26 protein-coding genes and 2 pseudogenes are annotated in these 19,785 nt (G+C 56.6%); 11 read left to right on the top strand and 17 right to left on the bottom strand.

Annotated features, from left to right (window positions below):
- Positions 1 to 4: 4 nt before the first annotated feature.
- Positions 5 to 760, bottom strand: coding sequence for an SDR family NAD(P)-dependent oxidoreductase (locus ACMGGW_RS08845; protein ID WP_016928044.1), 756 nt, complete (start codon positions 758 to 760; stop codon positions 5 to 7).
- Positions 761 to 1,075: 315 nt separating this feature from the next.
- Positions 1,076 to 1,504, bottom strand: coding sequence for a universal stress protein (locus ACMGGW_RS08840; RefSeq protein ID WP_025302548.1), 429 nt, complete (start codon positions 1,502 to 1,504; stop codon positions 1,076 to 1,078).
- A 253-nt stretch (positions 1,505 to 1,757) separates the two neighbouring features.
- Here ACMGGW_RS08840 and ACMGGW_RS08835 point away from each other — a divergent pair, with 253 nt between their 5' ends.
- Positions 1,758 to 2,435, top strand: coding sequence for an isochorismatase family protein (locus ACMGGW_RS08835; protein ID WP_016928046.1), 678 nt, complete (start codon positions 1,758 to 1,760; stop codon positions 2,433 to 2,435).
- A 213-nt stretch (positions 2,436 to 2,648) separates the two neighbouring features.
- Here the strand turns inward: ACMGGW_RS08835 and ACMGGW_RS08830 are convergent.
- Both ACMGGW_RS08830 and cspE read right to left on the bottom strand, forming a co-directional pair.
- Positions 2,649 to 2,726, bottom strand: a pseudogene (locus ACMGGW_RS08830).
- Positions 2,727 to 2,840: 114 nt separating this feature from the next.
- Complete coding sequence (cspE, locus tag ACMGGW_RS08825; protein WP_025302547.1) at positions 2,841 to 3,053, bottom strand: RNA chaperone/antiterminator CspA; 213 nt, start codon at positions 3,051 to 3,053, stop codon at positions 2,841 to 2,843.
- Between the two features lie 376 nt (positions 3,054 to 3,429).
- Here cspE and ACMGGW_RS08820 point away from each other — a divergent pair, with 376 nt between their 5' ends.
- Positions 3,430 to 4,053 carry a LysE family translocator gene (locus ACMGGW_RS08820; protein ID WP_049295435.1) on the top strand — a complete coding sequence of 208 codons (624 nt, stop codon included), beginning with the start codon at positions 3,430 to 3,432 and terminating at the stop codon, positions 4,051 to 4,053.
- Here the strand turns inward: ACMGGW_RS08820 and ACMGGW_RS08815 are convergent.
- From ACMGGW_RS08815 to ACMGGW_RS08805, 3 genes are all read right to left on the bottom strand, one after another.
- Complete coding sequence (locus tag ACMGGW_RS08815) at positions 4,043 to 4,687, bottom strand: Qnr family pentapeptide repeat protein (protein WP_025302545.1); 645 nt, start codon at positions 4,685 to 4,687, stop codon at positions 4,043 to 4,045. The genes ACMGGW_RS08820 and ACMGGW_RS08815 overlap by 11 nt on opposite strands.
- Before the next feature lie 75 nt (positions 4,688 to 4,762).
- The gene (locus tag ACMGGW_RS08810; RefSeq protein ID WP_060447693.1) at positions 4,763 to 5,836 is read right to left on the bottom strand and encodes an SMP-30/gluconolactonase/LRE family protein; all 1,074 of its coding nucleotides are present in this window, start codon (positions 5,834 to 5,836) and stop codon (positions 4,763 to 4,765) included.
- Between the two features lie 152 nt (positions 5,837 to 5,988).
- Complete coding sequence (locus ACMGGW_RS08805) at positions 5,989 to 6,198, bottom strand: hypothetical protein (protein WP_004941260.1); 210 nt, start codon at positions 6,196 to 6,198, stop codon at positions 5,989 to 5,991.
- A 141-nt stretch (positions 6,199 to 6,339) separates the two neighbouring features.
- On the opposite strand from ACMGGW_RS08805, the gene ACMGGW_RS08800 reads away from it, so the two are divergent.
- Positions 6,340 to 6,690 carry a GFA family protein gene (locus ACMGGW_RS08800; protein WP_197831924.1) on the top strand — a complete coding sequence of 117 codons (351 nt, stop codon included), beginning with the start codon at positions 6,340 to 6,342 and terminating at the stop codon, positions 6,688 to 6,690.
- A gap of 13 nt (positions 6,691 to 6,703) precedes the next feature.
- On the opposite strand, the gene ACMGGW_RS08795 is transcribed toward ACMGGW_RS08800, so the two are convergent.
- The 5 genes from ACMGGW_RS08795 to ACMGGW_RS08775 form a co-directional block, all read right to left on the bottom strand.
- Entirely contained in the window at positions 6,704 to 7,876 is a 1,173-nt protein-coding gene (locus tag ACMGGW_RS08795; protein ID WP_049204205.1) for a Gfo/Idh/MocA family protein, read from the bottom strand.
- Positions 7,877 to 7,890: 14 nt separating this feature from the next.
- Positions 7,891 to 8,814 (bottom strand): TIM barrel protein, encoded by a 924-nt coding sequence (locus ACMGGW_RS08790; protein ID WP_099817339.1) that lies wholly within the window; start codon positions 8,812 to 8,814, stop codon positions 7,891 to 7,893.
- A 186-nt stretch (positions 8,815 to 9,000) separates the two neighbouring features.
- Positions 9,001 to 10,032, bottom strand: coding sequence for a LacI family DNA-binding transcriptional regulator (locus tag ACMGGW_RS08785; protein ID WP_038629231.1), 1,032 nt, complete (start codon positions 10,030 to 10,032; stop codon positions 9,001 to 9,003).
- 72 nt (positions 10,033 to 10,104) lie between these two features.
- Positions 10,105 to 10,521: a DUF2000 domain-containing protein gene (locus tag ACMGGW_RS08780; protein WP_004941246.1), complete on the bottom strand. Its 417-nt coding sequence runs from the start codon at positions 10,519 to 10,521 to the stop codon at positions 10,105 to 10,107.
- Between the two features lie 98 nt (positions 10,522 to 10,619).
- Positions 10,620 to 11,078 (bottom strand): hypothetical protein, encoded by a 459-nt coding sequence (locus ACMGGW_RS08775; RefSeq protein WP_043141449.1) that lies wholly within the window; start codon positions 11,076 to 11,078, stop codon positions 10,620 to 10,622.
- A 232-nt stretch (positions 11,079 to 11,310) separates the two neighbouring features.
- Between ACMGGW_RS08775 and ACMGGW_RS08770 the strand changes: the two genes are divergently transcribed.
- Positions 11,311 to 12,522, top strand: a complete 1,212-nt coding sequence (locus tag ACMGGW_RS08770; protein WP_197831923.1) for an MFS transporter — start codon at positions 11,311 to 11,313, stop codon at positions 12,520 to 12,522.
- A gap of 64 nt (positions 12,523 to 12,586) precedes the next feature.
- On the opposite strand, the gene ACMGGW_RS08765 is transcribed toward ACMGGW_RS08770, so the two are convergent.
- Complete coding sequence (locus ACMGGW_RS08765) at positions 12,587 to 12,724, bottom strand: hypothetical protein (RefSeq protein ID WP_162837928.1); 138 nt, start codon at positions 12,722 to 12,724, stop codon at positions 12,587 to 12,589.
- Positions 12,725 to 13,018: 294 nt separating this feature from the next.
- On the opposite strand from ACMGGW_RS08765, the gene ACMGGW_RS08760 reads away from it, so the two are divergent.
- Both ACMGGW_RS08760 and ACMGGW_RS08755 read left to right on the top strand, forming a co-directional pair.
- Positions 13,019 to 14,137, top strand: a complete 1,119-nt coding sequence (locus ACMGGW_RS08760; protein ID WP_025302537.1) for an AI-2E family transporter — start codon at positions 13,019 to 13,021, stop codon at positions 14,135 to 14,137.
- A 92-nt stretch (positions 14,138 to 14,229) separates the two neighbouring features.
- Positions 14,230 to 14,442: a hypothetical protein gene (locus ACMGGW_RS08755; RefSeq protein ID WP_049295434.1), complete on the top strand. Its 213-nt coding sequence runs from the start codon at positions 14,230 to 14,232 to the stop codon at positions 14,440 to 14,442.
- Here the strand turns inward: ACMGGW_RS08755 and ACMGGW_RS08750 are convergent.
- The gene (locus ACMGGW_RS08750) at positions 14,439 to 14,858 is read right to left on the bottom strand and encodes a GNAT family N-acetyltransferase (protein WP_197764828.1); all 420 of its coding nucleotides are present in this window, start codon (positions 14,856 to 14,858) and stop codon (positions 14,439 to 14,441) included. The two genes, ACMGGW_RS08755 and ACMGGW_RS08750, sit on opposite strands and share 4 nt — an antisense overlap.
- A gap of 146 nt (positions 14,859 to 15,004) precedes the next feature.
- Here ACMGGW_RS08750 and ACMGGW_RS08745 point away from each other — a divergent pair, with 146 nt between their 5' ends.
- Together ACMGGW_RS08745 and ACMGGW_RS08740 are read left to right on the top strand one after the other, a co-directional pair.
- Positions 15,005 to 15,295, top strand: coding sequence for a hypothetical protein (locus ACMGGW_RS08745; protein ID WP_025302534.1), 291 nt, complete (start codon positions 15,005 to 15,007; stop codon positions 15,293 to 15,295).
- Between the two features lie 168 nt (positions 15,296 to 15,463).
- Positions 15,464 to 16,000, top strand: a complete 537-nt coding sequence (locus tag ACMGGW_RS08740; RefSeq protein WP_043141464.1) for a GNAT family N-acetyltransferase — start codon at positions 15,464 to 15,466, stop codon at positions 15,998 to 16,000.
- Between the two features lie 116 nt (positions 16,001 to 16,116).
- On the opposite strand, the gene tolA is transcribed toward ACMGGW_RS08740, so the two are convergent.
- Positions 16,117 to 16,557 carry a cell envelope integrity protein TolA gene (gene tolA / locus ACMGGW_RS08735; protein ID WP_197831922.1) on the bottom strand — a complete coding sequence of 147 codons (441 nt, stop codon included), beginning with the start codon at positions 16,555 to 16,557 and terminating at the stop codon, positions 16,117 to 16,119.
- 346 nt (positions 16,558 to 16,903) lie between these two features.
- Between tolA and ACMGGW_RS08730 the strand changes: the two genes are divergently transcribed.
- The 3 genes from ACMGGW_RS08730 (at position 16,904) to uspF (ending at position 18,045) form a co-directional block, all read left to right on the top strand.
- A complete protein-coding gene (locus ACMGGW_RS08730) occupies positions 16,904 to 17,137 on the top strand; it encodes a YgdI/YgdR family lipoprotein (RefSeq protein ID WP_019454814.1) in 234 nt (77 codons plus the stop codon).
- Positions 17,138 to 17,149: 12 nt separating this feature from the next.
- Positions 17,150 to 17,377 carry a YgdI/YgdR family lipoprotein gene (locus ACMGGW_RS08725; protein WP_025302531.1) on the top strand — a complete coding sequence of 76 codons (228 nt, stop codon included), beginning with the start codon at positions 17,150 to 17,152 and terminating at the stop codon, positions 17,375 to 17,377.
- Between the two features lie 218 nt (positions 17,378 to 17,595).
- Positions 17,596 to 18,045 (top strand): universal stress protein UspF, encoded by a 450-nt coding sequence (uspF, locus tag ACMGGW_RS08720; RefSeq protein ID WP_025302530.1) that lies wholly within the window; start codon positions 17,596 to 17,598, stop codon positions 18,043 to 18,045.
- A gap of 345 nt (positions 18,046 to 18,390) precedes the next feature.
- On the opposite strand, the gene ACMGGW_RS08715 is transcribed toward uspF, so the two are convergent.
- Together ACMGGW_RS08715 and ACMGGW_RS08710 are read right to left on the bottom strand one after the other, a co-directional pair.
- Positions 18,391 to 19,290 (bottom strand): HNH endonuclease, encoded by a 900-nt coding sequence (locus ACMGGW_RS08715; RefSeq protein ID WP_025302529.1) that lies wholly within the window; start codon positions 19,288 to 19,290, stop codon positions 18,391 to 18,393.
- 210 nt (positions 19,291 to 19,500) lie between these two features.
- Positions 19,501 to 19,662: pseudogene (locus ACMGGW_RS08710) on the bottom strand (isocitrate/isopropylmalate family dehydrogenase); the annotation flags it as partial.
- Positions 19,663 to 19,785 lie beyond the last annotated feature (123 nt).

Below are 19,785 nucleotides of genomic sequence, written 5' to 3'. Positions count from 1 at the left end.
ACGCTTAGACGATCTTCGGTTGGCCGTCCGAGGCGGTCGCCCCGCCATCGACCGGAATGTTGGCGCCATTGATAAAGCTGGCGTCGTCGCTGGCCAGAAACGCCATCACCGCCGCCACTTCTTCCGGCTCTGCCGCACGCCCCAGCGCGATGCGCTCATTGAACTTGTCGCGGATCTCCTGCGGCCAACCGTTGGTCATGTTGGTTTTGACCAGGCTAGGGCAGACCGAGTTGATGCGCACGCCGTCACCGCCGTGATCCAGCGCCATGGCGCGCGTCAGGTTAACCACCGCGCCTTTCGCCGCGCAGTAATAGGCCGCGCCCCAGTCACCGCCCAGGCCGGACACCGACGCGGTATTGACGATGCAGCCTTTGGTTTTCAGCAGGTGCGGCAAGGCGAATTTGGAACAGAACACCACGCCGTCGATATCGACCCCGGCGATGCGACGCCAGTCGTCGATGCTGGTTTCCAGCACGCTGCCCGCCACGTGTACGCCGGCGTTGTTCAGCAGGACGTCGATGCGGCCCAGTTTTTCCGCCACCTCGTTCATCATTTTTTCAACCGCAACGTGATCGGAAACGTCGATATGCACCGCCATCGCGCGGCCCTTCGGCAGCGAAGCGGCGACCTTGTCTACCGCTTCCTTGGCCCAGTCGGCCAGCACCACAATGGCGCCCTCGGCGGAGAAACGCCGCGCTGCCGCTTCCCCCATGCCATTGCCCGCACCGGTGATAACCACGACTTTATTGTCAAAACGCATGAGACCTCCTCCATGTGAACGTATTTATATAAGTCATACAAATCTCATTACCCCGAGGATAAGACGCCCCTCCCCTGAGAGCCAGTCAAAACGTGCGGTTTATTAATCAAAAGGAGGTATGTCAGTGATTTCAATGCGCTGGATTAACCTTTATCGGATTTTGGCCAACATATTGATGGATAAAATAAAATCACGGTGAGTCACTATTCGTCAGGCGGATTGTCAGCTAGCGGGATTATTGCGGGTAGGCGGTTATGGCTGCTCAGAGATAAGCAATACGAATGAAAAAAGGCCGCCGCCCGCAGGCGGCGGCGACTATTTTTTCTCGATGGGGACAACCAGCAGATCGACGTTCAACTCATTGATCGCCTGACGCGCCGAAGAAACCAGCCGGCTCCAGACATCGTGGTGATGGCCGAAGATCACCAGATCGAACCCTTTCTCTTTCGCAACCCGGTTCAGCTCTTCCGTCAACGCGCCACGGCTGACAATCACCTCTTCGACCGGGTAGGACGACTGCCCTTTGATCGCATTGAGCATATTCTTCACCCGCTCCGAAAAGGTGCGATCGGTGTAGTTGTAATCTCCCACGCCCAGATCGACGTAATAGCCGGCGCGGTGGATGTCGATATAGATCAGGGAAAGTTTGGCATGGAGCGCGGCAGCCAGCCTGGCGCCCTTGCCCAGCAGAAACTCGGCGTCTTCGCTGAGATCCGTGGCGACAACGATATGCTGATAAGCCATGACGGTGGCCCTCCGCGTCAAACCCATGAACAGGATGGCGTTCCTTGCCGCATGTTTCTTATGCACCTTAAGTTTAGCCCAGCGCCGAGCCCTTCGCCTGCGTCAAAATCGTTCCATTTATGGAACGATGTATCCCGACTTCAGGCTCTACCGGATTTCTCTCTTCTCCCTACACTATAGGCAAGTGCTGAGTTTCAGCCTTATCAATCAAAGAAGATACCCACTGACCTCACGACGAGAAAAGGAAAACACCATGAGCACTCCAGCCAACTTCAACGGCCAGCGTCCTGTTATTGATGCCAATGACGCAGTCATGCTCCTGATCGACCACCAGAGCGGCCTGTTCCAGACCGTCGCCGATATGCCGATGACCGAGCTGCGCGCCCGCGCCGCCGCCCTCGCCAGCATCGCTACCCTCAGCAAACTGCCGGTGATCACCACCGCCTCGGTGCCGCAGGGCCCCAACGGCCCGCTGATCCCGGAAATTCACCAGAATGCGCCGCACGCGCAGTACGTCGCCCGTAAAGGGGAAATCAACGCCTGGGACAACCCTGACTTCGTAGCGGCGGTCAAGGCCACCGGCCGCAAGACCCTGATCATCGCCGGCACCATCACCAGCGTCTGCATGGCCTTTCCGTCCATCAGCGCGGTGGCCGAAGGCTATAAAGTGTTCGCGGTGATCGACGCCTCCGGCACCTACTCGAAAATGGCGCAGGAAATCACCCTGGCGCGCGTGGTGCAGGCCGGCGTGGTGCCGATCGACACCGCCGGCGTCGCCTCCGAGCTGCAGGGTAGTTGGAATCGTGCCGACGCTCAGCAGTGGGCCGAGGTTTACACCAAAATCTTCCCGGCCTATCAGCTGTTGATCGAGAGCTACCTCAAGGCGCAGGACGTGGTGAAAAACAACGAACTGCTGGACTCGCAGCGTTAAAATCGCGGGCATAAAAAACCCCGGCTAAGGCCGGGGCTATTGATCATGTGCCGGTGGCTTTCCCGGCTGTCATGTTATGGCGTAAGCGTCCATCCAACACTCCAACATTACGCAGCCTAAGCACAACTTTTTCACAACAGAAAAAAAGACTGAAAAGTGGCATTATTATTTATGCGATAATCTGTTTTTCTGTTGCCAATAATAATTAATTATTGGAACATCATCGAGGAATCGAACCCCAGTCCGCCAACGAATATTTCGCTGCCGCTCTTCCTGCTGAGCTAATGACGTATCGATAAAGACTCCGGGCGAACCCGGAGTTTATTCAGGCTAAAGGTGTTATTTCTTAACTGCTCCGGCTTAAACCCTCATCGCTGTCGTAAGAAACCGCACCTCGACCGAAAATTACAACGCGACCACGTTGCCGGCAGAAGGACCCTTCATACCCTTTTCGATAGTGAACTCAACCTGTTGGCCTTCGTCCAGCGTTTTGAAATCGTTGCTCTGGATAGCAGAGAAGTGTACGAACACGTCTTTGCCGCCGTCTGCCGGGGTGATAAAGCCGAAGCCTTTCCCTGCATCAAACCATTTTACCAAACCCGTCATTTTAGTAGACATAGAGATATTTCCTTTCTATTTTTGCGACGCCATAGGGCGATAGAGGTCTGTTTTTATTGGAAACTTATGGGGCACTAGAGAAGAAAATTCGCGGAAGAAGAGGTATCTGGGGGATATCACTAACACTGAGAACTGCTTTACTAAAACTGCTTTCATAAGGTCTGTATGACAAACCGATGACGCTATTTACACACAGCTAATTTATTTAAGCAAGATATATTTTAAATTATATTCATATGGCTCATAAATTTATTATCGCAAAAGGCCGCTGACGCCTGTCGCTACGGGCCGGTAAAAAAAGGTTTCACCCTGCTGGATTATATCGGCGATTCATTATAAAACTAAGGCTAACTCGCTGCTTACAGGCCGTTAACCGATGATCGATATGCCAGCCGTGCTCGCCGTTTTCACCGTCTATATCGTTGGCGTGGTGATCCCCGGCCCCAATTTTGTCGCCGTCGCCCACAAAGCCGTTTCCGCGCGCCGCAGCGAGGCTTTCGCTCTGGTGGCGGGCATTGTCTTGGTCAACCTGTTCTGGGCGAGCAGCGCCCTGCTCGGCGTCGGTATAATTTTCGCCTTGTTCCCCTGGTTGGCGCTAGCGGTAAAAGTGGCCGGCGCAGGTTATTTGATTTGGTTCGGTTATCGGCTGATCGCCCATGCAGCTCCCGGCTCAGGGGTTATCGGCGCGGCGGGTGGGGTGAACTCCGGCTTCAGATCGGCATTCTTGCAAGGGGTCGCCACCAACATCGCCAACCCCAAATCCGTCGCCTTTTACGCCGCGGTGTTTTCGTCGGCGGCGCCTGCCCATGTCTCCATGCCCACCTTCGCCGCCATGCTGCTGGAGGTCGCGGTAGTCGCTAGCCTGTGGTATGGCCTGGTGGCGCTGGTGCTGTCGCACGCGCCGATCGCCAGCGCCTACCGCCGCAGCAAGGCTTGGATCGATCGTGCCTGCGGCACGTTGATCATCGTACTGGGGCTGCGGCAGCTGCTCAGCCGATGATCGCGATCCCGAGCCGCTCCAACAGCTGCGCGGCCTGGTGGCTGTCCATTTTGACGCCCTGCAGATCGGTAGTGCGCAAATCCAACTCGCCCAGTTCCGCGTTGCTCAAATCACACTGGGTGACGTCGGCGGCACGCCAGTCGAAACCGGAGAATTCGCCGCCGGACAGATCGGAGCCGCTGAAGCTGGCGCCGAGCACCTGTGCGCCGTGCCAGCGGTTTTCCCACAGCTCGCATTTCTCCAGCACCACCTTGGCGAAGTTGGCATAGCTCAGGTTGCTTTTGGTGATATAGGCGCTGCAAAACCAGGTGCGGCTGGTGATCATGTTCATAAAGCTGGTGCCGCGAAAATCGGCGCCCTGCGCGCGGCATTCGCGGATCTCGATGCCCAACGCGTTGGCATGACGAAAATCGGCCATCGATAAATCACAGCTTTTAAAACTCGCGTCTTTCAGTATCGCGCGGCTGAAGTTGCCGCCCTGTCGGCTGTCGCGATCGTAGAATTGGCAGCCGATAAATTCGGTGCCGGTCAGATCGGCACCCGAAAAATCACACAGCATAAAGCTGCCGTTTTCAATCTTCTCGCCGGTAAAGCGGTTACGTTCGATCTTCTCACCCTTCAGCGCCAGGCTCATTGCAACACCCCTGTTTATTTATACAGTCAGGGCAGCATTTAATCCTATTCCGACAAGGTTGGCAACCGTCGTCGATCAGCGTGCCTCAGCTGCAGGCCGTGCTAACGCCACCTTGACGATGCTGAACGTCCTGATGCTCTCCGCCTGAGCGACGTCAGCAAACAGTTTGGGGTAACGGGAGTTGACCACCCACACCTCGCCATCGCGCAACGCGGCGCCGGTCGGCCCATCCAATCCCGGCGGCGTGGCGACCGCGGCGACATGGGCGCTGGCCCAGCCGTCGGCCGAGGCGAGCAGCGTCACGTCGCCGGACATGCTCCCCTTTTCAGCCGGAAAAGACTGTACGATCACCAATTCGTTGGCGTTTTTGAGCCGCAGCCCGTCCGGCCCTTTCAGCCGATGCGGCAGCCTGATTTCACTTATCGCAGGCGTGTTATCCAGCGTCACCTTCCACAGCAGCCCGCGGGTGTAGTCCGACGCAATCAGGTAGCCATCCGGGTGATACACGATGCCGTTGAGATAAGGCTGTGTGCCCTGCGCAGCGGCGGGTGCGTCGGCGGGCAGCAGAAGCGATGAGCGCACCAGGATCGACACGTGGCGCGTTGCCCGGTCGATCTTGTAAATCTGCGGCTGGAAGCTGTCGGTTACGTAGATATTTCCCTGCGCATCGAGCGTCAGATCGTTGGCCAGCGTCGGCCCACGGCTTAACGATGAGAGATCGTACGTCTGCTGCAGCGCGCCGGTATCGAGATTGAACTCCAGCACCTGCGCCACGCGATTGCGCGTGCCAGGGGCTGAATGGAGGGAGACGCCCACGTCTTCGTTGCATACCAGCACCCGGTTGCGCTCGGTGTCCACCAGCATGCCGGAGGTGGTAATCAGTCCCTTGTCGGTGGAAAACCGCCGATAGCGGCCATCCGGGTAGACCAGGCCCAGCTGGCCACCGCGCAGGGAGGAGATCAGGAACGCACCGGCGCGCGGCTCCCAGGCGATGCCCTCAGGGTAGGCGCCGGCGGGATCCGGCGAAAACTCGATGCGTTGCGTGGCCTGCGCCTGCATAACGACGCCGAGAAGCAGTGTGGCGCCGGCCAGCTGGGTGACGCGCCGGCGGCGCAACAATAAGAAAGACAAGAGACTGAAGCGGAACATGAGCATGACCCTGATGAGGACTCGGATCGCTAGAGTAGGATCGCGCCGCTTACGGCACCAGCCGGGAAAAAGGCAATGCGCCACTAAAAAAATCGCAGTAATCAGCGCAAAAAAAACCGCCCGATGCGGGCGGTTGAGGTGACGGCGAACCGTTACTTCAGAGCTTCCTGAATGGCGTCGGCCATTGGGCCGATGTGCTTTTCCGCCGCTTTCAGCTGGAAGTCCACGCCGTTGCCGTCGTTGGTATCCGACAGCGTGGCCTTGATCAGTTCCAGCGCCGCCTGTACCGCCACCAGCCGTTTGTGCTGTTCGTCCGTGACCGGTTCGGCGCCCATATTGGCCGGATAGTAATGTTCTAACATCGCGATCTCCTTTTGATGACGTTAACCTCTAACCTACCAGAAAACCGCGCATTTACTAAGGAAACCAAGCCGGGCGAGGCCGAGTGACGATAAATTGCACTATACTGGGCAAACACTCCCCCCTGATACAGGATCATCGCCATGTCATTCCAGGGAAACTGCCACTGTGGCGCCGTCACCTTCTCCGTAGACGCCGAACTGCCCACTGAAGCCCTCAGCTGCAACTGTTCTATTTGCCGCCGCAAAGGGCTGCTGCTGTCGTTCTTCCCCATCAGCGCTTTCACGCTCAACAGCGGTCAGGACCAGCTCAGCACTTACACTTTCAATCACCACAGGATCCGCCATCAGTTCTGCCGGACCTGCGGTGCCCAGCCCTTCGCCTACGGTACCGCGCCGGACGGCGCCGCGATGTGCGCCGTTAACCTGCGCTGCGTGCCTGACGTCGCGCTGGATGCGTTACAGATCCACCGCTACGACGGGGCCAGCGTCTGAGCGAATCGCGCACTCAGTCGAAGGCAACCCAGCCGGCGTCGGTTTCAGCGGATTGCACGCAGCGCGCCACCCACTTCACGCCCAGTGCGCCAGCCTGCACGTCCGGGTACCAGAAGTCGGCCAGGAAGGCCGCGTCGCGCCGATCGGTGGCGTCCATCGCCAGCGCGAAGCGGCGGTAGAGATTCGACCAGGCTTCAAACAACCCCTCCGCATGACCGCCGCCGATGCGATCGTCCGCCAACGCCGGCGCATCGAGATACGGCATGCCGCGCTCCAGGATCCGCACCGGCTCGCCCTGCACTTCGAAGCGTAGCTGATTGGGTTGTTCATCCCACCACTCCAGGCTAGCCTTTTCACCGACGATGCGCACCTTTTGACCGTGCATCGAACCGCAGTTGACCGCCGAACACCACACGGAGCCGACGGCGCCGTTGTGATACTCCATCAGCACATAGGCGTTGTCCTCCAACGGCGCGCGCGACGGCACAAAGCTTTGCCGGCTGCAGATCAACCGCCGGATCTTCAGCTGCGGCGCCATGGTTTCCGCCAGAAACAGCGTGTGGGTCGCCAGATCGCCCAGCACATAGCTGGGGCCGACAAAGCGCGGATCGACCCGCCAGCGAGTGCTGGGATTATCCTGCTCCACCGGCGCGGCGTGAAAGCCGTGAGCGAACTGCATATTCACCAGCCGGATTTCCCCCAGACGGCCATCGGCAATCATCTGCCGGGCCTGTAAAATCATCTGGTGCCCGGCATAGCCGTAGGTCACGCCGATGACTTTGCGCTGCCGCTCGCACAACGCCGCCAGCGCCTGCGCCTCATCGACGCTGAAACACAGCGGCTTCTCGCACACCACGTGCAATCCCGCCTCCAGCGCCGCCCGGCAAATGGCGTAATGGGTGTTGTTCGGCGTGGCGATCGAGACCGCTTCAATGCCGTCCGCCCGCGCGGCTTCGGCGCGGAACATCTCGGCATAATCCGCATAACAGCGCTCCGCCGCCACGCCCAGACTCCGGCCAAAATCACGCCCGCGTTCGGCGTCAATGTCGAACGCGCCGGCCAACAGAGTAAACGCACCGTCGCGCAAGGCCGCCGAACGATGGATGTAACCGATCTGGCTGGTGCCGCCGCCGCCGACCATGCCCCAGCGCAACGATCTGGCCAAAGGTTTGCTGCCGTTGATCATCGTGTTTCTCCTGATTAAAAGCCGAGGCCGCGCAAGTAGCGCAAGCTGGCGGTGACGTCCTGCAGGCTGCCCTGCACATTGCGCGGATCGCGTTCCTGCTCGATAGTGATCCAGCCCCGGTATCCGCGCTCGGCCAACAGCGCGCGCAGCTGCGGATAATCGATCGCCCCGCTGCCCAACGGGCACATGACGCCCTCGGCGCAGGCGGTGAAAAAATCGACGCCGCGCGCCAGCACCTCGCGGAACACCTGCGGATCGACGTCTTTGAAGTGCAGATAATCGAGACGTTCAAAGTGCTTGCTCAACCAAGCAGCCGGGTCCAGCCCGGCGTAATACAGATGGCCGGTATCCAGGCACAATCCGGCGGTGTGATGCGGAATGTCAGCCGCCAACCGGTCGATTTCGTCGGCAAACTCGATGCAGCCACCGGCGTGCGGATGCACTACCGGCCGCACACCGTATTCCCGCCAGGCCAATTCGCTGATGCGCGTAATGTGCCCGATCATCCTCTGCCACTCTGCCTGCGACAAACGCGGCGCTAAATCTGAACGCCCGGCGAACCTGGCGCGTTGCGGATTGCCGAAATCGATAATCACCAAGAACGGCGGCGCGGCGCGATCGCCCTCGGTCGGCTCCGCCCTGGGCGCCCGCGAGAGGTTGCGGCATATCCGATGAGTCAGGGCCAGCAGGCGCTCAATGTTCGCCTCGCTGACCAGATCGTCAAAAATCGTGCCGGCCACCAGCGACAGACGATGCTGCTCCAGCGCGGCGCACAGCGCCTCGCTCTGCGTCGGCAAATAGCCCCACGGCCCCAGCTCGATGCTGCGGTAGCCGGCCGCCGACGCTTCTTGCAGAACCGTGGCGTAGGGCGGCAAATGGGGATTGTTTGGGTCATCCACGCCCCAACTGCAGGGCGCATTGGCGATAGGCAAAGTCATGGCGACGGCTCCTTTCTTGCGGGGAATGCCGGCAGTATCAAACAAAAATTCCAAAACCATCAATAATGAAAATTTTATTTTTTGATAGAGATCGCGCTATTTTTGATAAATTATTTGATAGTTTTTAATCAAATTGAGGCGACGCCTGACTGCGCCATGACCTCGGCAAACACCACTCAGCGGCCGTCAGAGGTTTTCTTTGGTGATCACATCGAAGCGATTAATGATGTGGCGTAATCCCGGTTGTTCATCGGCAGCGAGCAGCGTCTCGACAATCGTGGCGGCCAACTCAGAAATGCGGTGACACAGCAACAGATCCACCGTGCCGTCGAGCAGCGCCATTTCACCGCCCTGCACCGGGCCGTGGCACACCAGCGTGATGTCGCGCTGCCGGCCGCTCTCTCGTAACGCCTGAATAATGCCCTCTACACCGCCGCTCGGCGCGTACAGCGCCGCCAGCTCCGGGTGGTTCGCCAGCAGTTCACGCGTGACCCGGCGCGCCGTTTCCGCGTCCTCGAGGCTGCGCACCGGTTCCAGCACACGCTGGCCGCTCATCTGCTCACGCAGGTAGGAGCGAAAACCGATCTCGCAGGCTTCCTGGCAAGTAAAACGGTTGTCGCCGATGATCACGCCAACATCTCCCTGACGCCGGCACAGACGGTCCACCGCCCAACCGGCGGTGCGGCCCGCTTTTTGATTATCCAGACCGATGTAGCCGGCGCGGCTGGGCACCGATAAATCCGACAGCAGCGCGAAAACGTTGATGCCCGCCTGCGTGGCTTCTTCTACGGCATAGTGGATCAGGGGGTGATCCAGCGCCAACACGCCGATCGCGTCCACCTGGCGGCTCAATTGGCTAATGGCGGCGGCGGTATCGCCGATGGCATTGAGAGAGTGGAAGATGAACTGCGGCGGCTGCCCCGGCTCATGATACGGCGCCGCTTGCACCATCAGTTCATCAGCCAGTTGCGCATAGAAAGAGTGTTCGCGCCGCAGTAGGATGAACCCCATTCTCAGGCGGCGTTCCGGCCTGCCCAGCACCGCCGACAGGCAGTGGGACTTTTCCAACGCGAACCCCAACTTTTTCGCCGCCTCAATCACCCGGCGCTGGGTGGCGGGCCGCACCGACGCGCGTTGGTTGATCACCCGATCGACGGTGGCGATGCCGACCCGCGCCTCTCTGGCGATGGCCGCCATGGTGGTTTTCTTGCCGCTCATGTTCATCTCCATCAACGATTTGATGGAAAAATATCATAGACGTTGCCGCCCCTGATGTGATGCCGTTCGCGATTAACGGTAGACGGAGAACTTCTTGGTAAGCGGCTTAAGCTGTTCAGTGTCGCCGTAGAGCGCCACCGCCACGAAGTCCAACTGCTCGTAGGGGGTATTGGCGGTGTCGGCGATCTGCTGCTCGGCGGAGTGCGACAGCATGGTGGTGGTGAAGAAGTTGGACAGCACGCCCTCCTCCTTGCACTTGAGGATCAGGTTGCTGAGCTGGCTGCTGTTCTTGGCCTGCAGGATGACGATCGGGTAGTGGCTCATATTGGCGCTGACGCCGTCGAGGCTGCTCGGGTAGTGGTGAAACTCGCGCTGCTCGATAAGATCGGTGATGCCCGCCGTCAGATGGCAGGAGGCGTTAAACAGAGTGGCCGGTTCGTGGTTGCGGTTGAGGATGATGTAGAATTTTTTCTCGTTGTCGCTGTACATACTCTTCTCCTTGAATAGACAACCCTTTTTACCCAAGCCAAGGGCGGTTTTCAAGGCGAGATAAGGGCCGCGTCCGGCCCCGTGATGACGTTTCAGCCTCAGATCCCGCCTTCGCCCGGGCCCAGCGGCTGCGCCACCTGATGCAGCACGGTGATGTTCTGCAGGATAGTGCCGCCGTCAATCGGTTTCATCTGGCCGTCGCGATCTTTATAGTGCGTCGGTTTGGCGCCGTGGAAAAACAGGCCAGCGTTAACCTGCACGCCCAGATAGCCTGCGCTGGCCGGCAGGCGCTGCACGTCGGTCCAGGGGTTGGAAACCGGCACGTACTGGAAGCCCTCGCCCGTCTTGGCGTATAGCGGGCGCAGCAGCGTGACAAAGGCCATCATCGGCGACAGCGCTTCTTTAAAGATCTGCACCGGCCGATCGACCGTCATCAAGAAACCCTGCGGTTGCTCCTCAACCGTGTCGAGGCTCAGGCTGCTGCTGATATCATCACCCCGGCCGCCATAGCTCCACTCCATCACCGGCGCTCCATTTTCATTCATCATCTCTGACATACACTGCTCCTTATAAATAAAATTGATCGGGCACGCTCGCTGCGTGCCGGAACAGTAAACCGCTGAACGGACACCCGCGTCCACGCAGGGTGGTACGCTGGCGAACCAAACAACGAGGCGCGCAAAATAAAGCTCGAAATGAATAATTTCCCCGCGTGACAGCGCAGCATTTGAACGACGTCTGTCATGGCGCAGACGCATAGTGAGGGCGTTACCGCCTCAGGAGAGTGTTATGACCGCGATTAAACCGGACGCCATCGACCGCGTCCTTCCCGCCGCTACGCCCTGGCTAGCCGTCATCAACGTGCTGTTCGCCGGCATCGCCGCGGCGCTGCACGTAGGTAAGGCCACCATCGCGCTACCGGCGCTGCAGGCCGAATTCGGCCGTTCGCTCGAAACGCTGAGCTGGGTCATCTCGGCCTTTCCTTTCGTCGGGGTGTTCGGCGGCATCGCCGCCGGGCTGCTGGTGCGCCGCTGGGGCGATCGGCGCCTGCTGGCGGCGGGGTTACTGATCGTCAGCACCGCCAGCTTTACCGGCGCCACGCTGCACGACTTCAACGGATTGATCGTCAGCCGCTTTGTCGAAGGCCTCGGCTTCGTGATCGTGGTGGTCGCCTCGCCGGCGGTGCTGAACCGCATCGTCGCCCCGGCGCAGCGCAGCCTGGTGTTCGGCATCTGGAGCACCTTCATGCCGGCGGGCATCGCCATTTCATTGTTTTTCGGCCCCCATCTCGCCGGCTGGCAACAGAGTTGGCAGGCCGGTGCGGCGTTGACGCTGCTGGCCGCCCTGCTGCTGCCGCTGACCACGCCCCGACGCGCTGCCAAGACGCGCGTTCCGCCGTTGCAGCTGCGGCATGCGCTGGGCGCGATGCTGCGGGCACGCCAACCGCTGTTGCTGGCGCTGATGTTCACCACTTACAACCTGCAGTTTTTCTCGGTGATGACCTTTCTGCCGATCTTCCTGATGCAGCGCATCGGCCTGTCGCTAGCGGCCGCCGGCGGCATCAGCGCAGCGGCGGTGGCGGCGAACATCATCGGCAACCTCGCCGCCGGGTTCTTGCTGTCGCGCGGTCTGCGGGCCGGTAGCCTGCTCGCGGCTAGCAGCCTGGTCATCGGCATCTTCGGCATCGGCATTTTCCTGCCGATGACGCCCAACGGCCTGCTGATCCCACTGTGTTTCCTGTTCTGCGCCATCGCTGGCATGCTGCCCGCCACCATTCTGGCCGCCACGCCGGCGGCGACGCCGGAGCCCACGCTGTTGCCGCTGAGCCTGGGGCTGGTGATGCAAGGGAACTATCTCGGCCAGGTGATCGGCCCGGTCGCGCTGAGCGCCATCGTGGCCGCAGCCGGTTGGGCGGCGCCGGCGTGGCTGGTGCTGGCGGCGGCCCTGTTGGGGGCACTGTTGGCGCTGGCTTTTCTCAGCAGGCGGCATAATGCAGGGTGATAAGCAGAAAAGTCGTTCTGTTTGTTATAAGCGGTGCTGAATTTTCCCTGGTGCAGGTGCCTGCCTATCGCGAAGGATAAGGCCAATGATGATCGAGACCCGACAATGACAAGGCGCCAGTGGCCGCGAAATACACCAGCAGGCCGGCAAAGGCGATCAGTAGCGTTTTCTCGATGACACCGAGTCGTTTGTGTTCAGTCATTTGCATACTCCTTCGTGATATCGGACGAAAGGCCGCCCTCCTAAAAACTAGGAAAGCCTGGCGCAGGCGGCAAGCGCGGCTCACAAAATGAAACACAATCGATAAATTTTGTTAATTATTTAGCCCTCTTTCTTTTCTCGCGCCGCCGCCTGTTCACCCTGCAGCGCCCGCCTTTCCCTTAGTAACCCTATGGTATACGCCGTTAAAAATCCCCTACCGGTTAAGTAAAGGTGATGATAGTGTTGTTTTCATTCAGTTCATCTATGCTGAAAATTCATCTTTTGAGGGACGACTATGATGTCTAAAGGCATTTCCAAGGGATTCTTTATTCTGATCCTGTTCATCGTTACCGCCGCCTTTCTCGACGTGCTGGGGCCTTATTACTCCTCAGTGCTGTGGGCGGTTATTCTGGCGGTGATTTTCCATCCGGTGAAAAAGAAGTTGAAGCAGTACGTCGGCGAACGCAACGGCGTAGTGTCGCTGCTGACGGTGGCGCTGATCTGTCTGATCGTGTTCACGCCGTTGGCGATCATCGCCTCATCGCTGGCGATGGAATTCAACGTGATCTACACCAAGCTGCAAACCAACAACAGCCAATTGCCGACCATGCTGGCGGACTTTATGCGTCACCTGCCCGGCTGGGCGCAGCGCTTCCTGGCGGAGCATAACCTCAACAGCGCCGCCGAGATCCAAAAGCAGCTTTCCGACGTGGCGCTCAAGGGCGGGCAATATCTGGCGGGCAGCGTCTTCCTGATCGGCAAAGGCACCTTCAACTTCGTCGTCGGCTTCGGCGTGATGCTCTACCTGCTGTTCTTCCTGCTGAAAGACGGCCCCTATCTGGTGAACCTGGCGCTCGAAGCGCTGCCGCTCTCCCAGCACGTGAAGCACCACCTGTTCGTGAAGTTCGCCGCCGTCTCCCGCGCCACCGTCAAGGGCACGGTGGTGGTCGCCGTGGTGCAAGGTGCGCTCGGCGGGCTGGCATTTTACTTTACCGGCATCGACGGCAGCCTGCTGTGGGGCGCGCTGATGGCGTTCCTGTCGATCATCCCGGCCGTGGGCTCCGCCATCATCTGGGTACCGGCGGTGATCTACTTCTTCGCCACCGGCATGCTGTGGAAAGCCATTTTCCTGGTGGTATTCTTCGTGGTGGTGATCGGCCTGGTGGACAACATTCTGCGCCCACTGCTGGTAGGCAAAGACACCAAAATGCCGGACTACCTGATCCTGATCTCCACCCTGGGCGGCATGGAGATTTACGGCATCAACGGCTTCGTCATCGGGCCCTTGATCGCCGCGCTGTTCATCGCCTGCTGGAACATCCTGTCCGGCCGCGACAGCGAGGAGAACATCGAAGAGATCGACGAAGAATTCATCGAGGAAGGCAAAAATCATCCCGACGCGGCGGCGGAGTAACCCTCTCGCAGCGAATCACACAGGGGCCCAATTGGGCCCCTTTTTTGTCTGTGGTATCCTTGCCCGGCTCACAAGGAAGAACGGGTTTCATTATGCTTATTGTTTACGCCACGTTGGCCATCGCCTTCACTCTGCTGTGCCTGTTAGCCTTTATCTATTGCGCCTATCAGCTGTCAAAACACGGTGACGTCAGGTTTTTGGCCTCGCTTTCGGTGCTGATCTTCGCGCTGCTGGCCTTCTATGCCGCTTATGGTTACGTCAGCACCTGGCTGCAACAGCAGGCGGTCGATGTCCGGCTGTATTAGCGCAGCGGGATGAAAAAGACCTGCTCCGGGTCGCCGTCATCGAGATTGTCAATTTGGCCGCTGGCGACAAACCCGGCGTTCAACAGCAGCCGCTGCATCGGCAGGTTGGAACGATTGGTGGAGGTGAACAGCTTCGGGTGCCGACACTGGGACTTCAACGCCGCAATCAGCGCCTGCCCGACGCCCCGGCGGCGATAGCGCTCGCCGACCATCAGCATCTCGACAAAGCCGCAGCCGAAGAAGTGATAGTGCAGCACAGCGTAGCCCATCGCCATGCCCTGTTCCTCGGCAAGATAGCAGACACTCTGTGCGCACCAGGAGCGGATCTGCGCCGCGCGCTGCGGCTCGTCTTCGGCGACGCTGTCGAGGGCGATCAGGGCTGCGGCATCGGTTTCAGTGGCAAGACGAACAAACATGTTTACCCCTTCATTCTGATGGGTGACGGCGACACCGCTTCAACGAAACGGCAACCGAAGCGGGATAACTTTTACATCCCCGCCGAATTTTGTAATCCTATTATAGAGTTACTAAAACACACGCCAAGGAAGGAAAGCTTTTCCCGATGAGAATACCGCAAATCTCCGCCGCCCTGCTGTTTACCCTGCTGCTGGCGGGCTGCCAGTTCCACAAAACCGTGTTCCCGCCGCCGTATATCGGCACCCCGCAAGAGATCAGCACCTACGAAGTGAAAGGGCTGACGTTCGTCACCACCGTCACCTTCAGCGGCCTGTTCGCCGAAGATCTGGTGCGCGAATACGCACAGAAACATCACTATCGCTACTATGTGGTAACGATGCGCAGCAACGGTTTTAAAGATCGGGCCGAGCGCGTGAGCGCGATGATGTATCGGTAATACCAAACAAGTAGCCGGCGCGTTAAACCCAATGATAAAGTGATTTGCGACAAAGAGCTTGCCCGCACCTTAGCCGTAACCTTGTCATCTGCGCGCCAAGACGGGAAATTATCGCTCGTTCTCTCAGGGTAACAATACGATACGCTGCAACGCAGAAAAGGAACCGTTATGCCTTTACTCCCTGCCGTGCACATCGAAACCGAACGGTTGATATTACGTCCTCACAACCTGGCCGATTTCGATGCCTGGTATGCCATGTTTACAGATAAGGAACTGTTCAAATTTATCAGCGCCCCCACTCTTTCACCTGAAGACGGTTGGAATAGACTACTGCGCTATATTGGCCACTGGTCGGTTTTCGGCTATGGGCTGTTCGCCATATTTCGCAAAGTGGACGGACAGTTCCTGGGCGAGACCGGGTTGGCGGATTTTCATCGGGGTCTGGGCAATGACTTCGATGGGAGCCCTGAAGCCGCATGGATTATTGCCCGGGAGGCCCAAGGTCAGGGAGTCGCGCAAGAAGCGGCTGCCGCAGCGCATCAATGGATTGACAGCACGTTATCACCCGCTCAAACAGTTTGCCTTATCGGTGAAAACAATCGGCCTTCCGTTAAAATAGCTCAACATCTGGGTTACCAAATATTTGGCCAATGCGAATACAAAGGAGCATCTTGCTTAAAACTAAGACGGACAATAAAGACTTAAATCTAAATCCACCAGCCGCACAGGCTGGTGGAAGTCACGTGAACACCTAAATTTTTTACTAAAAGATCCCGCTGCAAAACACTGCGTTATCCCAACCCCTTATTTCATCTAGCTGCTTAAGGACGCAGTTGCAACGTGATAATTTGGAACGCATTATGGGCCTCTGCCGTCGGCGGCTTAGGGAAGCGCGAATCGGCAATTGCCTTCATGGCGGCGCGGCAAAGATCCGGATCGCCTCCTTCAGTTCGAACACCGATTGGCATACCGTCCGGCGCCAGCGTGATACGCAATGTGCAACGCTTGCCCGAGTAGGCTTCGGCATCTTTCAAATGGCTTTGAATCACGGCCTGCAACTGGGCGATATAGCGTTCTTTCTCTTTTCCCGGTGCCGGCGCCTTTGGGTCGCCAAAATTGGCGAAAAGATCGTCAACCTTTTTATTTTCCGGATTGCTTTGGCTGGGGGCAGTACTCTTGGCACACCCCGTTAATGCCAGTGCGAACATTCCCGCCAATAATATGGCGGCGCCGGTTTTGTAGCCTGAATGCGTAATTTTCATATCCCTGTCCTTATGGATGATTATCAGCCAAATCAACGTGGTATTTGACAAGACCCCCGGTCAATACTTATACAGAATTCACGTAAAACCGCCAATGACATCAAGCTCTGGCGCGCGGAAAATCGTGAGTAGATGATGATATGAAACTCTAACCCCATCGGCGGGCCGTACGCCTGAAGGCCATGACTTATCGACACCCCTCGAATGGGCAATCACTCCATCAATAAATTAAGAAATTCTTAATTTTTTATCGCATTAAAAGCACTTTTAACGCTAGCAATCTGGAGATTCTGCCTATACTTACTTTCCTGCCATTAAATTCATTTAAGTAACCAGGATGGTAAGTATGAAAAGTAAACGACTCTTTGCCGCGCTTCTTACTGCGACCACGGTGATGTTCATGGCGGGCTGCGCTTCCAATCAGGCGATTAAAACAACGGATGGCAAGACTATTGTCACCGACGGCAAGCCTCAAGTCGATAAAGATACCGGGTTAGTCTCCTACCGAAATGCAGAAACGGGCAAAACGGAACAGATCAATCGAGACCAGATTGCAAACATGAGTGAGTTGGATAACTAAAAGGAGCTTCAAATGAAAAAAGCGCTTGTTCTTCCCGCGATCGCCCTGGTTGCTATCGCCACACTGTCAGGCTGCACACGCACCAGCTACGCTATTCATACCCACGATGGCCGAACGCTCATCAGTGACGGTAAACCGAAAGAAACCTCTGCCGGTTTGCTCGGTTATACCGATGCCAATGGCGTTAAACAGCAAATCAACAAGACGGAAGTCAAAGAGGTTTCAGAGATCCCTCATTAAGGTTCCGATAATCTTAGCCCGCTAAAACCTAGGGAGCCCATGGCTCCCTCCCAACTCAAACACCAACCGTGCCTGCCCGCGTTTAATGAGAACGTCGATAACCACCTGACATTTCAGCAGACAACGCTCTCAGGTTTGCCATACGGATCTCCCCTTTCCCGGCGTCGAACGGCTATAATCCAAGAAGTGGAGTTATTTGATAACGATAAGGAGGGAGTATGTACAAAACTATTTTGGTTCCCGTGGATATTACCGAGCCGGAATTAACACAGCAGGTCATCCCGCATGTCAATGCGCTCGCCAGGCTCGAAGACTCCCACGTCCATTTCCTGGCGGTGATCCCGTCGCGCGCCACCTACGCGGCCTTCGGCTTTGCCGCCACCGCGGCGGTGGAAACCAAAGATGAAACTATTGCGGTAGCGACCGAGGGGCTGGCAAAAGCGGCGAAACAATTCAGCGTTCCCGAGGATAGAGTGACCACCCATGTGGCCGTCGGCGATCCCAAAGATCAGATCCTGGAACTCGCTGATGCGCTTAACGCGGAGATTATTGTGATGGGTTCCAACCGCCCTTCTGCAATGACTTACCTCCTCGGCTCGAATGCCACCGCCGTCGTCCGCCACGCCAATTGCCCGGTGCTGGTCGTGCGTGAATCGGCTAACGCTTGATATCTCTTACTCATTTGAACAATAAAAAACGGGAGCCCTAAGGCTCCCGCTCCCATTCAAGCGCCAAACACGCTTACATGTGTTTAATGATAGCATCGCAAGATTACTAGGCAGCGTTTGAATCTAGAGTGTATGACCAGCGATTTTCAACATTACTGATAACAACATCGATACATGGTCAATGCGATACTATCGGCCATAATCATAGTGACATGCCCCCATGGATTAATACAGTTCGCACTCTAACGAAAGTCCGCTTCTGGCAGAGAACTGCCCATCAGATTGGGATTGGTTCTGTACCGTATCAGGTCTGAACTAATACACTTGAGGGTCCCCCTCAAGCTTTTACTCTTTCTCGAACCCAAACGTCACGCGGTGCCGTTTTAAGTATTTTTTATTCTCCCCAAACAGCCCATCAATTTTTGAGTCCAAGGGAATTTTTAAATCATGAAGCAAACCTGCATATTCTTTCTTGTGCAATAAGCGTCCATTATCATCAAAACTGATCATGCCCCGGTCGAACAATCTGTCCAGGTTAGGAATCAGGGGGAATCCGTTGTAAGGGTCAACTTTCTCTTTGTCATTTGAGATAGACCACGAAACAATATGAGAAGCGGTTAGCATTGACTCAAGCGCAATGCCGGTGACCGCACATTTTCCGCCCCACTTCTTAAATAATTTATCGCGGTAGGGGCCGTGACCAACGCGAGCCTGAATGACGGCTGCTTTAGTGCTTCCTCTCGCCTCTTTTACCGTGGCCGTCTGTTTATTGAAGTCTATTGAAACGTTATCGTTAATAAAACTTGCTATCATTTTTGCTGCAGCCTCGGGTATTTCGCACATGTAAGTCTGCGTACAAAACCCGTTTTCAGCAAAAACTGTTGGCCGACTTAACTCATTAAACACAGTCAGAAATATGTCACTGAACTGCAAAACATCGATCGGGTGCTCTAAAACGGTCAAATCTACTTCTACTCGGGTACCTTCACGCTCCCACTTATCAAAAGATCGATTAGGTGGCCGCGGTGCATCATCAGCATCGGCTGTAGCAGTCGCTACATAGACAATCTCTCGATCCTTATTACAAAAGATGACGTCACCTGCTTTTACATCCTTCACTGTCTCCCAGGAGGCATTACTAAACTTTTTCCCGTGCTTATTCATGCCATATTGTGGAGCCCAGAGGAAATTTTGTTCTTTAACCTCATTAAAACTGCTACCAATATTCACCCAGAAAAAGCTCATTAACACTCCTTGTAGAATTTTATCTCATGCAAAAAAATGCGGCTGCAGGTAGTTTATCGTCCATTTCATTGCAAAGTTTAGACGCAGCTCAACCTTTAGATCTATACGCTCTAAAGCGCCAAAATGGCCGAGTTTTGATAACCGTTGCAGTTTGAATAATAAAAAACGGGAACCATCAGGCTCCCGTTATCATTTAACGCTAAAACACCATTACATGTGTTTAACGATAGCGTCGCCAAACTCTGAACATTTCAGCAGTTTAGCGCCTTCCATCAGGCGTTCGAAGTCGTAGGTCACGGTCTTGGCGGCGATAGCGCCTTCCATGCCTTTAACAATCAGGTCAGCCGCTTCGAACCAGCCCATGTGGCGCAACTTAGCTTGCACGATACGCACTAACATGCTGATTGTTATGATAATAAAACCATTCTTAGTATTACTATCGATTAGTTTTGTTAGTTTGTAACTTATTGAATTTGCTGTATCAACATCAGGTTT

This window comes from Serratia sp. BNK-4 (genome assembly GCF_048685115.1).
GTDB lineage: Bacteria > Pseudomonadota > Gammaproteobacteria > Enterobacterales > Enterobacteriaceae > Serratia > Serratia bockelmannii.
Note: the sequence above shows the minus strand (reverse complement) of the source record. Positions and strands in the feature narration are given on the sequence as shown.